7 protein-coding genes and 1 pseudogene are annotated in these 15712 nt (G+C 42.9%); all 8 read right to left on the reverse strand.

What is annotated here, in order from left to right; genetic code table 11:
• Positions 1 to 41: 41 nt before the first annotated feature.
• Positions 42 to 920, reverse strand: coding sequence for a DUF6268 family outer membrane beta-barrel protein (locus QZ135_RS10785; RefSeq protein WP_294608840.1), 879 nt, complete (start codon positions 918 to 920; stop codon positions 42 to 44).
• A 129-nt stretch (positions 921 to 1049) separates the two neighbouring features.
• Entirely contained in the window at positions 1050 to 2054 is a 1005-nt protein-coding gene (locus QZ135_RS10790; RefSeq protein ID WP_294608842.1) for a histidine kinase, read from the reverse strand.
• A 12-nt stretch (positions 2055 to 2066) separates the two neighbouring features.
• Positions 2067 to 2840: a LytTR family DNA-binding domain-containing protein gene (locus tag QZ135_RS10795; RefSeq protein WP_294608844.1), complete on the reverse strand. Its 774-nt coding sequence runs from the start codon at positions 2838 to 2840 to the stop codon at positions 2067 to 2069.
• Between the two features lie 115 nt (positions 2841 to 2955).
• Positions 2956 to 7717: pseudogene (locus QZ135_RS10800) on the reverse strand (family 78 glycoside hydrolase catalytic domain).
• Positions 7718 to 7727: 10 nt separating this feature from the next.
• Positions 7728 to 9191 (reverse strand): glycosyl hydrolase family 28 protein, encoded by a 1464-nt coding sequence (locus tag QZ135_RS10805; RefSeq protein WP_294608846.1) that lies wholly within the window; start codon positions 9189 to 9191, stop codon positions 7728 to 7730.
• A gap of 12 nt (positions 9192 to 9203) precedes the next feature.
• The gene (locus QZ135_RS10810) at positions 9204 to 10394 is read right to left on the reverse strand and encodes a glycoside hydrolase family 88 protein (protein ID WP_294608848.1); all 1191 of its coding nucleotides are present in this window, start codon (positions 10392 to 10394) and stop codon (positions 9204 to 9206) included.
• Between the two features lie 22 nt (positions 10395 to 10416).
• Entirely contained in the window at positions 10417 to 13014 is a 2598-nt protein-coding gene (locus QZ135_RS10815) for a glycoside hydrolase family 2 protein (RefSeq protein ID WP_294608850.1), read from the reverse strand.
• Positions 13011 to 15710: a sugar-binding domain-containing protein gene (locus tag QZ135_RS10820; RefSeq protein ID WP_294608852.1), complete on the reverse strand. Its 2700-nt coding sequence runs from the start codon at positions 15708 to 15710 to the stop codon at positions 13011 to 13013. Before QZ135_RS10820 ends, QZ135_RS10815 begins: the two co-directional genes overlap by 4 nt.
• Positions 15711 to 15712: the final 2 nt, after the last annotated feature.

Here is a 15712-nt window from a genome sequence, read left to right on the forward strand (position 1 = left end):
TGCTTCCATATGAATTTCTAATTTTAGAAGTGTCAACTTATTCAGTACACTACAGTAGGATAGAAGTTAGTCTCCTCTTTATCCTTAAACATACTATTGGCAAAGCCTTTCAACGTGCGTTTGGTCAGATCGGCAGACCTGAGCCAATTGCCTCCTACTCCCAGAAACAGGCATGACTTCTCACCTATCTTGTATTCAGGACGCAGATAAGACCGTATCATGGCGGAAGCATATATCATGGACTTTCCGTCCACATCCATCACCGAAGACATTCCATCCATCTCCATAGCCACCAGCCTCAGCTTAAATTGTTTGCCCAACCGCACTGCTCCTGATATCTCCATGCCTGAAGAGAGATTTACATTCACTTCATAATTACCAGAGAGCTGCCAATTAAGGAAGAACATCGGCATGGCAATCGGCACACCGAATGAGTTCGTCACTCCCGCTCCAATACCTAAATCCAAATTTTTCCTGCACTTATATACAAAGATAATCGCACCATTCACCAACACACTCTCCCACGTAATCGCATCCGGTGCAGAATAAATACCTCCACCCACACTCGCAATCATATACCACTTTTTTGAGATAGGACGTACGTGCATCAAACTAAGATTAGCGTTCAGCACTTCATCAGGGTGCATATACGTCAGCATATCCTTATTATTAAGCACCGCATAAGCACCGCTCACCGATGCCGACCACATAATGGGTTGTCCCGCAGCATTCTGTTTCAGGGAGAAAGGTAATGTATAGGCTCCGCTCACTTTAAATAAATCTCCGGAACCCAGTTTATTTCCCGCTTCATCTTTGAAAGAGGATGAAGGCATATACTCCGTTTTAATCACCCCTTGTGCAAAACAGCCAACTGCCACTACCGAGAGCAACAGAAATGTAAGATAAAAGAATCGTCTCATTGCTAATAAATTAGATTATATATTTATTGCAAAGAAATACGCTTAGAACATCCGGCATAAGTGCTTTCCGACCAACTACATCCACAGTCGGCTGAAATTCAGAAATCAAAAGATAAACCGGAAAGAGGATTATTTGAGGAAAGGGATTTTTACCGTAAACTCTGCATTGCTTTCTATGATGGCAATCTCCTTATTATAAAGAGCATATTGCTTTTGCAGGTTTCCCAACCCCACACCGCCCCTGTCTACCGAAGTTCGCAGTTGCAGATTATTGGAAACCATTATGCCATCATCCGCCATGTCAATCCGGATAATAAGAGGACTTTTCAAAGTCGCTATATTATGCTTTATTGCATTCTCCACCAGCAATTGCAGGCTGACGGGGATAATTTGCCGGTTTCCATATAAATCACTTTCGCCGATTTCAATGAACAGTGCATCTTCAAAACGAATCTTCTCCAGGAAAATATAACGTTCCAGAAAAGCCAGTTCCTCCTTCAAAGTAACCATCGGACGATTATTCGTCAACAACAGATACCGATAGACACCCGATAGTTTTTTGGCAAACTGATTCGTCTTCTCTGCATCACTGTAAGCCAGCGAGGCAAGTACATTCAGGCTATTGAACAGGAAATGCGGATTTATCTGTGCCTTCAACGTCTCATATTGGTATTGAATCTTTTCTTTCTCAACGAGTGCCAATTTCTTTTCTGCCTCCATCTGGCTCTGCTGGTAAAAGAATATCTCAATCAGAAGGACAATCATGCAGTTCCAGAGTACCACCGGCAAAGACATTTTCAGTAAGGCATAATCTTCCGGCCAGGGTTCATTCAGAATGATGGACAGAGCATAATTTGCCACTATACCAAATATACTCACCCACACAGATGCCAGTAGCAAATCGACAAACACCCTCATTGTGTTACTGACACAACTCAGATGCCTATGTACAACGAAGATAATGAGGAAATCAATGACACCTACAAGAATACAAGCAGGCAGATTGAGCAGATATTGGGTTTCTAAGCTCAAACTCCGAGGAGCATCAGAAAGCAGTTCCGCCACATACTGAAATGCGAACAACGACACTGCAATCAACAGCACAAAAAGAAGGATATACCATTTATTCTTCATAAGCAGAGAGATTTAGAGTACACCATCCACCCATTTCAGGAAATCGGGCACCCGCACTCGGCTAATCAGTATTTCATGCGGGCACTCAGGGTGCAGGGTCAACTTCAACCGACTGTTGAAGTACTTGGATATTTTCCGGATAGAGTTGATATTAGTTATACAATTTCGGGAAGCACGAAAGAAAGTCCTTTCATCCAACTGTTGCTCCACCTGCTCCAGCGTATAGTCCACAATATAGCGTTTATCGGCGAAAGTATGCAAAAATACCACCTTATCTTCACTGTAGAAAAAGGCTATATCCGCAGTCTCCACATAATGGTATGCATCGCCCTTCTGAATAAGGAAACGGTTCTTTTTGCAGTTGCTCATCAAAGCACTTTCCAACTGCTTATAATCCGGCAAGGAAGGCGCTTCCATCCGAAACTGCACCATCCGGAGCTGCTCAAACTTATTTAATGCCGCTTGCAAATCAGCTTCTTCCACAGGCTTCAGCAGATAATCCACACTATTCACCTTGAATGCCCGGATAGCATGTTCGTCATAGGCGGTGGTGAAGATGACCGGCGTGGTAACCTGAATCTGCTCAAAGACGTCAAAGCTGTTCCCATCCGTCAGACGAATATCGAGCAGTATCAGATCCACTTGATGGTGTTTCAGGAACTGCACAGTTTGCTCTACAGTAGTCGCCCATGCCTCCAACTGATAATCAGGGCGTAACTTCTCCATCATCCGCTTCATCTCTTCGTAAGCAAAACGTTCGTCTTCTACTAACAGGTACTTTATCATTCGGCTCTTACTAATAGGAATCTGCTGTAAATGTACAGATTATCCTTCAAAACCGGCAATGAAAAGATGATTTTCCGACGAAGTGCAGAAATGGAAGGATGAAGTGCAGGTACAATTACCTGCCTTCATCCATCACCATCGAGAATCTATAAGTACCTGACTGCAATGCCAGTGACAGAGTATTTCCTTTTTGTGAATACAGGCTGACTCCCTCCGCCTCTTTCCATGCAACTCCTCCTTCCTTTAAAGTGTCAGGATGAATGCCGGATAATTTCAGGACCGCAGTAGTGTTAGCAGGTATGGTGATTTCCATCGTCAACACACCGGCTTCCAATGTCCAGTCAGAGATTATTTTCCCGTACAGGGAGTTGTAGTGCGAACGTACTTGTTTGGGACCATCTTTTGTAATCCAAGGTTCAATGGTAAATTCCTTATAGCCGGCCTCCGGACGGCGGATACCTCCTAAAGCCTCAATAAACCAACTACCGATATACAAATAGGAACTATGCAAACCCGAACCACGACATTGCCAATCTTCAAAGAACGTACCATTACCATGCTTCAACATATCTCCCCAGCCGGGAAAATCTTCTTTGGTAGCCATCTCAAAAATCAAATCATTACGATGATTATCCAATAAAGTATGCAACAGGAACGAACCGGCAGTAATGCCTCCCCAGAAATGCCCCTCACGCTTCACCAGTATTTCCTGTTCAAGACGTTTCCAAACTTTTGCCTTCAAATGCTTCGGGGGTAAATCGACCAGCAATGCAATAGCAAGATAAGAAGGATATCCATTCACGTAGCTATTATCTTTCGGATTGAAGAAAGTAGCATGCACAGCCTTGCGTACTTTTGATGCCCGGCTCCGGTAAGTAGAAGCTGCTGCTTCATTTCCCAACACACCGGCTATCTGTGCAGCAGTTTCAAGACTGTAAATCCAGTGACAGTTATTAAAGAATAAAGTTTCCCGAGTATCTCCAAGTGCTTTTCCCTGTTTCTCCATAGCCGAACGTTCCGTCCATGCATCCGGCCAAAGCCAGTCGCCCAGAAAACTCCACTTACCTCCCCAACGTACCAGCATGTCATCCTGCGACTTGGTCTCTACAAAAGAAAGCCAGCGCTGAATAGTAGGAAAGCTCTCCGAAAGGATACGTACATCGCCATACTGACGATAAAACTCCCAAGGTAAAGTGATACAGAAACCACTCCAGGATGGTCCACCTCCGCCGATACGGGTAGGGGCAGTATAAGGAACATTCCCTTCCGAATCCTGCACATCACGCCAGTCCTCCATCCATTTACTATAGAAAGCCCCCAACTGATAGTTTCCCAAAGCTGTGCGTGTAGTGGCCAATGCATCTCCTCCGTATCCGCAACGTTCACGATGAGGACAATCAACCACATAGTTACCCAGACTGAGATTTTCAAACGTCCACAAGGTAGTACGATAAATATCATTCAACAGGGGAATATCACATTCAAATCCACCACTCCGGCGATAATCAGGACGAATCATCCAACCACGTATCTGGTCTAATTCCGGTTTATACCGAAGACCGGTAATTTGTACCCAGCGTCCGGTCATATAATTAAAACGGTTACAAAAGGCTCCTTTCCGTTTGGGACCAACTTTATAAATGCTATGTATACCATAGCTGCAAACATCCTTTTCCCTTTCAGAAAATTGGAATACAATTGAATCACCGGGCTGGCCTTGGAGCTGCATCTCAAACCAACCTGCATAATTAATCCCCATATCAACTCTATAGACTCCTGGACTAACTTCCTGAACAGAGAGGGGCTTTATTTCATCAAGTAACCGGTTAGGCTCTGTGCGGTCAGATGATACTATAACGTCAGTAGAATAAACCTTTGCCATAGCCCAACCGGAATCATCAAAATCCGGACCATTCCATCCGTCTTTTTCCAAAGCAGCATCATAACATTCTCCTTCAAAGTGATGCGCCTCCCAGTAACCTAACAAAGTATTAGGACTGGCATGAGTCTTCCAAGTATCATCTGAGACAATTCGTAATCTCTTTCCTGAAGATAATGTGACCTCAGCCTGAACCAATGCCATCGGAATAGCCGGCCTATTCTTCTGCTGATAAGCCGGGAAAACAGCCCAGGAAGTGCCCAACCACAAAGCAATAACATTAGTACCTTTTTTCAGATAGTCCTTGATATCATATGTCATGTAGCGGGCACGTGATTTATGGTCCGTCACAGAAGGTGAAAGAACGGCATCCCCCACTTTCCGCCCATTGACATACAGTTCATGATAACCAATGGAAGCTACGTAAATAACAGCATCCTGCGAAGTTTCCGGTAGCTCATAAGTCTTGCGAAACCAGGGATCTGCCATCACATTATTCACCTTCTTGCCTCCTACACTCTGCGCCTCCATTTCTGCACTGCCTATCCATTGTGCTACCCAATCAGCAGCAAATAGCCCCATACGCCAGTTCGCAGGAGTGCTCCACGCTGACCAATGATTATGTTCGTCGGAGAAACGGACTTTCCAGAAACATCTTTGTCCTGCAGACAAAGGTACTCCTCCATAAACAATATTCACCGACTCAGCAGAATTAACACAACCGCTATCCCAAAGGTCCCCACGGTCTGCATCAAGCAAATCCCGGGAGCTCGCTACAAGAATCTGATAGGCAGTCTGCTTCCGTCCGCGTGCCGGGGTAGTGGCTCCCATTTTCCAACTCAAACGAGGTTGCTGTATATCAATACCTAAAGGATTATTAAGATATTCACATTGCAAATCAAAAGGTTGGAGAGTGGCAATATGCGTGAAAGCCGTACTGCCAGTCAGTTCACCCTCCGGAAAAGCAATCTGCACTTCTCTGCCATTAATAGTCAGGCAAACCTTCCTCTGACTATAAAGCGGATCAGCAACCCATATATCGTAACCTATTTCTTTCTGCTCAAGATAGACAATCACTTGTTTATCAGCAGCCAGCGTAAGTCCCTCTCCTAAATCAATTGTCCCCGGATGATAAAAAACAACGGCATACTGATGATTCAATTTAACAGCCTGCACCGCAGAACTATTTTGAATAATCTTATAATTTTGGGTAGCCGCAAATGTCCGGAACTCCTCCAAAGATCTATCAGGAACCACCATATACACATATTTCCCTTCCTTAGCCTTTACACCATGGCTGATCCAGAGATTAAAAATGTCAGCAGAAATCTTTTTCCCACTTCCACTGATATTAATATCCTTCCAAGCCCCGGTTTGTTTCGGACTGCTGACAGTTACATCTCCTCCTGAAGGAAATAAATAACCAACTTTATCATGATATACCCAAGCCGGATTTTTTGCAGATGCATTTTCTTTGTAAACAGATGTAGTTCCTCCCTCTTTGCCAACTACCATTTCGCCTTTAAAAAGACACTGATTAACAGTTGTAACCACTTCTTCGGGAGCATCTGACACAATGTCTGTCCCTAAACACAAAAGTACATCATCCATAAAAAAGTAAGCCTTTCTGGCCTTTACGCCCTTATAGCAATGCTCATAAGCAATGGCTCCATTCTTGCCGTTACTTACCCCACCTCCAAACCGGTTTCTTCCGAACAGATATCCTTCAAGATGAGCAGAATCCGGCTGGTTGAACAGCCGTAGTGCCGGGTATCTTGTTCCAATTCCACACAGGAAAGATACCTCCATATTCTTTCCCGGAAGTAAGGATATTCGTAGCACCAAGTGGCAAGTTATAACCTTTGAGGTTCTCATTATTAAGCATTTCGGTTCCATTGGTCCGGGTAGAAATCACCTTGGCAGAAAGATAATAGCCGGCGCCATGCTGAACCATAATGTCCGATTTCCAAAAATACTTATTACCGGAAGCAGGAAAGGGAGCACCGGAAAGATGTTTTTTCCAGGCCGAATAATCAGCAGCACGATCAGGATCATTCTGCTCCATATATTCCAGAGTGACAGAAGAAATATTGCTCAGTCCTTCGGGACGTGATATATTACGACCGATTGCACCAAAATCAAACGTTTCCCGATAACCCAACAACCGATGACCGCCCATCAGAAGATTAATAAATATATCTTTTTTCTCTTGTGTAAAATAAGGCTCAAAAGCAGTTCCTTTCACCAACTGCAAATAATATGCAATATCATCTACATACGATAAACCATACCCGCCGGAATATAATTGCGGACGATGCTGATGAAAACTGCCATCCACCTTAATACCTTCGTCACCTTGTTCCGGAACAATCTTAATCGTAGAGGCTATAGACTCGATTCCGGTTCGTATCAGCTCGATATTATCTTCAATACATCCCTTATGAATAGTAACGGCAGACACCCATGTACGGTTTTTGCCTTTATGTCCTTTGTTCCCGGTCAAATCCTGTAGATAAGAAGAGTAATGCAATAGTTTCTTTTCACTAATCTTGCCTTTCAGCAGAATTAACGGAACCATGTAGTCCTGGGGAGCACCAATTTCACCGAACCACCAGTTTCTGGATTTAGGACGTACTTTATACCAATAATCAATACCTGCAACTATTTGTTTCAACAGTTTGCCTGAATTATAATACTTATTTCCAGGTTTCCGGTATGCAACAGCCATTGATTTCAACCGTTTCAGATGAGAACCTGCCGGATAAAAAGAGCCTTCATGTACAGTTACATAGTCCAAGTCCGGGAAACTTCCGTCCGCACGTAATGCAGTCGCATAACCCGCTATTATATCTTCATCCACCTTCACTTCCAAATAGGAAGCAACCAGTCGTCCGGTTATTTCGTCCACTTCTTTCTGTGCATCTACTTGCCCCCCTTTAGCCTCAGCCAGGGAGCAACACAGACAAAGCAAGCAGAATATTAGTTTCAAACATTTCATAAACATACTTCTATTTATCCAGATACTTACCATCAGCCACTATCCCTGAGCTATGCACTGTACGAATAAATCTTGCATCGGCAGGAGCGGCACCTTTACATTGATTCAGTTCTGCCCCGACAACATCATCCAGAAAGAATAACGGACGGGCATCGGGCTTCATTGCATCAAAACGTACATTATTAAATCTCACATTCCTGGCATGACGTACATAAAAACCAGCGGCGGGTAATGTATTACCAAACATTCGATTCTCAGGATAGCTTTTAATCATTTCAGGAACAGGTTTACTTACCATGTCCAAAGTTCCTCCTCCCGGATAACTGATCTGCACATTATTAATCGAAACATTCTCTACACAGCTCGTTTCCACACCGGTTATAGAACAGGTTATCAGGCTTTCTGCAGTTGCTACAATATTGCTGATATTTATATTCTTCAGTACGCCACCCTCTTTCCGATAAGTGCGGTTTCTGTCTCCCAAACGGATGAATATAGGAGTCTGGACATCGCGCATAGAAATATTGGAAACAGTGACACCATCAATAATACCTCCATCAACCATTTCTATGGCAACACCCGAAATAACGGTAACGTCAGCAGAAATATGCTCAAGCTGTTTACTCCAATGGCGAATATTATCTTCCGCTGCCCGGCGAACAACACAATTGGAAACTGCGATGTTCCGGTATCCTCCATGAGAAGCAGTACCAAATTTGATTGCATTGCAATTGCTTGCTGTGACACAATTCGTAACCGTTATGTTCTCGCAAAATTCCGGATGGTCACTCTTGAAGCAAATAGCATCATCCTCCACATCAATGTAGCAATCGGATATAGTTGCATTCTTAGCATCTATATCAAGCCCGTCATTATTATAATTACAATGGCTGAATACCTTCAAACCACGGATAGTTACATCTTCACATTTTTCATAATGCTGCACCCAATAGGCAGAATTACGGAGAGTGACATCGGTCACAACAATACCTTGGCACTCTACAAAATAGATTATCTTAGGACGTTTCGGTCCACCGTCCGCATCATTGCCAAATTGAAAAGCTTTATTTCCACCTTGTCCGTCAATCGTTCCGAATCCAGTAATCGAGATATTCTTCTGTCCACGTGCAAACAAAAGTCCGGAAGACTGATTCATACTACCATCCTTGAAGGGAAAGGCATTATCATAATCCGACAAACGTGTACTTCCCAACAATAAAGTGCCAAAATCCAAATGAAGGTTCACATTTGATTTCAGTTCAATAGGACGTATCAAATAAGATCCAGATGGTACCAAAACAGTTCCGCCTCCTTTCTTCGAACATTCATCTACGGCTTTCTGTATAATAATTGTATTATCCGTTACCCCATCTCCTTTAGCTCCACGCTTAGTCACATCAATTGTTCCGGCTATAAGAGAGGACGAAAACAGCAAAGATATTGCAAACAAGACTATATTACATCTATTCATCATGATATCATTGTTTTAGGGTTTATCATTTAAGGATTTGTATCGGCACAACGCCTCTACGTAGTAATAATCAGCATAGGTCAAAGGCATATCCACTTCCGTACCGGAAGGAATATTACCTACTGAATGTTTCAGAATGAATCCTCCGTTAGTTCCTTCCCCTGCTGTATATGCCGGTGAGGACAAAGTTTGAAGCATTTTTTCGGCTGCCTTATAATATTTCTTAGCCTGTTCTCCGGATACATACTGAGATAGTTCCAATAATCCGGAACAGTTGATAGCTGCAGCAGAGGCATCACGCAAGGCATCCGGTATATCAGGAGCATTATAGTCCCAGTAAGGAATCAGATCTTTTGGCATATTAGGATGATTCAACGTAAATTCTGCTATTTTTATAGCTTGTTCCAGATATTTCCGGTCTTTTGTAAAACGGTACATCATTGTATAGCCATATAATCCCCAGGCCTGTCCACGAGCCCAAGCTGATTTTTCGGAAAAGCCCTGCCCAGCTTGGTAGTGCTTTATTTCACCGGTCACCGGATTATAATTCAATCCATGATAAAGACTATTGTCTGCCCGGAAGTGATTCTTCAAAGTTGTATCGGCATGTTTCACAGCGATATCATAAAATGTGCTGTCTCCTGTGGCCTGAGTAGCCCAGAAAAGTAATTCCAGGTTCATCATATTATCAATGATGACAACATAGTCATCCGGTTTGCGATTATGGGATTTAATACAGCCTACCACCGGGCTGAAACGGGAAATCAACGAACGGGCGCTATTCACCATAATATCTTTATACTCAGGTTTCGGAGCAATGCGGTTTGCATTGCCATAACTGCAATACATCATAAACCCGACATCATGTGTATTCACATTGTATTGTTCCGGTTCCAGCAGTTTCAACATACGTACTCCTTCAGCATATAATTCCTTATTTCCTGTATCCTCGTACAGATAGAACAGAGTTCCGGGATAAAAGCCGCTGCACCACCATTCCGAGTTACTGGTTTTCAGGCGTTGCATGTGTTTGTCATACGTTTTAGGGAACTGGTTACTTCCTTGCAGTTCAGCCCTCATATAGAGATATTGACGAGCGGCATGCTCTAATGCTTTATCTACTTTTACCTTGCCCCCGGCGAATAAATCACCGGAAGAAAAACAACTAATTAGAATCGTAACAAACAATAATGTACTCTTTTTCATGGTTGTATCTTAAATTTATATTCTATTGTTCCACTGCATCCGAGAAAGAATCGACCTGTAACCTTTTGGCAAACTGCAACGAAGGTAGTTCAGTAGTCACTTTAACCGTAACTGGCTTACCAGGCAAAATATCCATATAGTTATCGGATATGAAATTGTCAATATCTCCTTGGAGTGACAAGAAAACGCCTCTCGCAAACACATCACAAGACAAGGTCACCTCATAACCTCCTTCAGTCGGTACAAAGTCTTTATTAATCCGTGCCTCTGCATAATGCATATCTTTTTGCTTTGCCAGAAAATAATTATTAGTGTATTCTGTTCCCGTTTTATCCTTATAAAGAACGTGTATAACGACATCTTCTTTTTTCTCTCCATTCAATAACCCATCCACAGTTTCCTTCCATACGACTGTACTTGTATTAGCCGGAACAGTTATCTGTTTCTTGAATTCTTTCACTACTCCGCTACCATCCAGTCTGAGCACACAAACCGTTAATTTACCAGAAGTACTCTTCAGCCTGTCTGATACCATATATATCTGCAACGCGTTTTCCTTTTCTATTGGCGATACCAGCAAATCGGCAAAAGACTTTACCGTAAAATAATGCTGCGCCTTCCAACGTCCGTAATAGTCGCGGCTTGACCAGGATGCCACCGGCCAGCAGTCATTATGCTGCCATACCAACGATCCCATACAATAGGGCATATCCCTCCGATGTGCCTCCATAGCCATTTTCATAGCATCAGCCTGCAAAAGCTGGCTCATATAAGTAAACGAACGGAAATCTTTCGGCTGACGGTATTCCGACACAAGGAAATCGTTGATACGTTTATTAGCTGCTGTTCCTCCTCGCTGATGCGACATCATCACCTCCGAAGTCAGATTCCAATCCTCAGATAAAGGTGCATACCGTTTAATTGACTCGAATTCCGGAAATGACTGAAAACCATACTCACTGAAGAAGCGGCTCCGCTCACGATTAAATTCAGAAAGAGGTTTCAACCCTTGCCAAACTTCCCAATAGTGCATATCCCCCACCGTATGATTGCGCGTTCCCTTATCATCGGAATAAGGAGATGACTTACGATAACAAGCACCCGGATGAAATTCTTCTACCACAGCCGGCAACGTCACAAAATACTGCTCCTTAAACTGTTTCCAGATAATGTCCGAATAAGCAGGATTCTGTTTGTCATAGTTATTTTTCCAGTTCCAGTTGAACCATGCATCCAAACATTCATTATTACCACACCAAAGGGCTATACAACTATGGTTGCGCAAGCGTCGTACATTATCAATGGCTTCCCTGCGAATGCTTTCCAGTAATTCGCCTTCGGCAGGAAATACACTGCACGCAAACATAAAGTCCTGCCAGATTAAAATACCATATTGATCACACAAGTCATAAAAGATATCTTTCTCATAAACTCCGCCACCCCACACGCGTAGCATATTCATGTTTGCACTGACTGCATCCCGGATTGTTTTTTCATAAATGGAGTCGGTAACACGAGTCAGAAAGTTGTCACAAGGAATATAATTTGCTCCTTTGGCAAACAAAGGCTTTCCATTTAGTTCAAAATAAAAGCTTTCACCATATTCGTCAGGAGCCGTTACCACTTTCAATGAACGGACACCCAGTTTGTCCTCTGTAATATCTATTTGCTTACCACTCAGTTCCAGTATTGTTGCAAAGTCGTATAAGAAAGGTTCTCCCAAACCATTAGTCCACCATAACCGGGGCTTTTTCATGGTAAAAGATACCGGAATTTTATTCAAGCCTTTATTCAAACGAATCAATTTCTGGCACTCGGTACGATTATCTGTACGATTAATCACAGCTACCTTTGCTTCTGTCTCCTTATCTGCCAATACTTCCACCGTGACATCCACTACGGCCCGCTGGGCTGTCACTGATCGCTGGTTATAAAAGACATCATTAATACGAGCCTCATCCCATGCCTTCAGGCTAACGGAGCGCCAGATACCCGAAGTAACCAAACGAGGCCCCCAGTCCCAACCAAAATGATAACCCGCTTTACGAACAAACACTCCGACCTTGCGGTTGAGCAAACCTCCATTCTCGGACTGGTCATTCGAACTGCGATACTGGAAAGGAACAGCTTCCCATTTTGGCATAGCTATCTTAATGGGAGAATGCAAATAAACCTGCAATTCATTGTCATGCTCTTTTAAGAGAGAACGGACATCCGCCTGCCATTCACAAAACATATTATCAGCAGAAAGAATCTTCTTCCCGTTCAATGTTACATCAGCATAAGTATCCAATCCCTCAAAATGTAACACTATATTCTTCTTTGCCAGCAACTCAGGGGTTACATCAAACGTCGTCCGGTAAATCCAGTCTTCTTTATCCACCCACTGCACACCACGCTCATTGAGCCTGTAGAAAGGATCATCTATCAGTTTGTTATCCATCAGGTCTGTATGAACTGTTCCTGGAACAGTGGCTGCATACCAGTTAGTACCCCTCGCCTGCTGGAAGTTCCATCCTTCATGCAAGTACTGACGGACGGGCTGTGCATTGACAGCTGTAAACCAAAAGAGCAGATTCAATAAGGCTATCCAGATTCTTGTTTTTACTTTCGTCTTCATTTGTTTATTTGTTTACGGTCTACATTCCATCCTTTCACTACTATCACCGGCTCTTCAGTTATCTTTTCAGCACTCGTTTCGATAACTACGGATTTACTCTCACCCGGCATCAAAGAAAAGAAATTATCTGTATAGAAAGAAGGGCGAATAGGTTTCAAATCCTGATTAAGGAACTGCAACTGATTGAAAAAGGCGATAGAACCGGACACATTCTTCACTGTAACATCCACGAAATACTTGCCTTCACTCTTTCTTATCTTATAGGCAGTCTTCAATTGGGCTTTTTTCAATTGAGACAATGTTTCAAAGCCTGAAGAAGTAGGACCGGTCAGTGTTTCCTTACCTTCATACTTATCATTAGAGCGCCAGTAGAAATTAGATGAGACTTCTTTACCTTTCTCATCTTTCAATCTCAACTTAATGAAATGTACCTGTGAAATATCTTCAGGGAAGTGAATGGTCAATACATCATTTGCCACACCATCCGAAGGAAGGTCAACCTTTGCAGCCTCTTCGAATACCTTTTTACTGTTGATATCATAAACCTGAGCCACTACTGTATAACCTTTGAATTCCTGATAGAAATCATTCACCACCGATATCGTATTCTTCAGATAATCAAATTGTGCATGCAAAGGCTCCAACGCATTAGCTGTATGATAGAGTGAAGCCGTCGGCTCCAACGACCAATCCCACATACGGGCACAGACCTGACGAACCGAGCAATTATGATACCAGAATAGTAAACCGGAACAAAAACGATCACCGTAATCAAGTTTATTATAATTCCATACTTCCCAAATGCTTTTTGAGTTCATGGCACCCACAAACTGCCCCTTCTGCGCAAACTCGTCAATAGAAGAAGATTTCCCATAATTATTAACTAAATCAGTATACATCGTAGACATCAGATGGAATCCATTCCCATCCAGATAATCCCAAACTTCTTTATTAATAGGCCACAAATCTTTCTCGTCCATCATTTCCCGGAGAATTTCCACCGTAGGAAGTGTCGGAGCACCATATTCGGGATTAAAACCATCCACACGACTACCTCTCGCAGAAGCAGTGTTTTCATAATGTTGCATCGGATTCACCTGCTTATATGGACTTCCATCATGCACACCTGCACATTCCGATTGCATCTGATAGCCACGTGTACCATCAAGTTGTTTCAGTAGTTCAGGTGTACCGCTAACTTCGGAACTCTCATTCGAAGCCACATAATAGGCCAGAGCCGGATGATTACGGATACGCTTCACCGTAGATGCCACATTATTCAGATATACGCTCTTATCCTGCGGATGGCGTGTATCTCCCGTCATCCAGAATTCCTGCCAGATCAACAATCCCAGTTCATCACAAAGTTGGTAGAAGTAATCAGATTCAGCTATGCCACCACCCCAGAAACGAATCAGGTTGATACCAGCCTGACGAGTATACCTCAACTCAGCATAGGTGCGTTCATCCGAAGTACGCAACATTCCCTCAGGAATCCAGTTTGTACCACGAATAAAGATACGCTTACCGTTCACGTAGAATACACGCGATTTATCGGGAGTATTTGTATCAGAGATAATTTCACGAATACCAAACCGGGTTTTAACAGAATCACAGATAGCGCCTTTTACGCTTACTGTCAGTTTCAACTCATACAAGTTCTGAGGACCTTTATTGACTGGCCACCACAAGCGTGGATTACAGATAGTAAGTTGAGGAAACTCTTCCGGAGTGAAAGTCACCATTTTCTCCTCACCCCGCAATATACGGAAAGGTTTTTCCACTACAATGTTCTCTCCTATAATCTCTCCTCTGATCACTCCACTGATCGTATCCGTCGAATTTAACGGATTAACAACTTCAACAGATATAGTTTCACGTGCTACATCATAACCCGGTTTCTGTAGTTCCGACTTCACAAACGGATGACGCAACGCCAATGCTCCTGTTGTATACATAGATATACTTTTCCAAATGCCAGTATTACGGTCACGAATACCATCCATAAAGGTAAAATCCCATCCAACGCTCATAAGCATGGTAGTATTTAAGCCTATGTTTCCATTACCTCCATTATGAAATTCACCTACAGCACCCCAAGGCTTTGACATAGTAGTTCCCGGTACATCTACCGGATAAACTCTGACGGCAAGAACATTCTTATTACCTACTTTCACAAAGTCGGTTATATTAATGTAAGCATTGACAAACATTCCATTGATTGTACTCAGCAAATTACCATTTACCCATACTTCTGCTCGATAATTGATGCCGTCAGGCTGCAACCATATATTTTTCCCTGCGAAAGAAGCAGGGACTTCAAATTCTGTGCGGAACCAATAAGTATAAAACTCACGACCTACTTTTGAAATATCCGGTATCTTATTGGATTCTATTTTATTATTCAGTCCGTAATAGGGTTCAGGATACTTCTTATTATACACAAGAGAATTAAGCACCGTTCCCGGAACAATGGCCGGCAACCAGTTGCTCGTATTATACCCAAGTGATGAAATTTCCTCAGCCGATGCTTTCACGTCCCCTACTTTCATCATCTTCCAAGTATATTCTCCCTGATGCACTTCTTTCGAATCCAACCAGATTCTATCGGTTGTCTTTGCATAGTTTATATTACTGCCCTGCGCGGAATATGAGAGAGACAGGAACAAAAGCAAAAAAATCAATAGTTTATTCATCT

Origin of the sequence: uncultured Bacteroides sp., from assembly GCF_905207245.1 — a bacterium.
Lineage (GTDB): Bacteria > Bacteroidota > Bacteroidia > Bacteroidales > Bacteroidaceae > Bacteroides.

Excerpts from the sequence above, each read along its gene's own strand:
- QZ135_RS10785 (WP_294608840.1), bottom strand. The coding sequence starts at position 920 with ATGAGACGATTCTTTTATCTTACATTTCTGTTGCTCTCGGTAGTGGCA.
- QZ135_RS10790 (WP_294608842.1), bottom strand. The coding sequence starts at position 2,054 with ATGAAGAATAAATGGTATATCCTTCTTTTTGTGCTGTTGATTGCAGTG.
- QZ135_RS10795 (WP_294608844.1), bottom strand. The coding sequence starts at position 2,840 with ATGATAAAGTACCTGTTAGTAGAAGACGAACGTTTTGCTTACGAAGAG.
- QZ135_RS10805 (WP_294608846.1), bottom strand. The coding sequence starts at position 9,191 with ATGATGAATAGATGTAATATAGTCTTGTTTGCAATATCTTTGCTGTTT.
- QZ135_RS10810 (WP_294608848.1), bottom strand. The coding sequence starts at position 10,394 with ATGAAAAAGAGTACATTATTGTTTGTTACGATTCTAATTAGTTGTTTT.
- QZ135_RS10815 (WP_294608850.1), bottom strand. The coding sequence starts at position 13,014 with ATGAAGACGAAAGTAAAAACAAGAATCTGGATAGCCTTATTGAATCTG.
- QZ135_RS10820 (WP_294608852.1), bottom strand. The coding sequence starts at position 15,710 with ATGAATAAACTATTGATTTTTTTGCTTTTGTTCCTGTCTCTCTCATAT.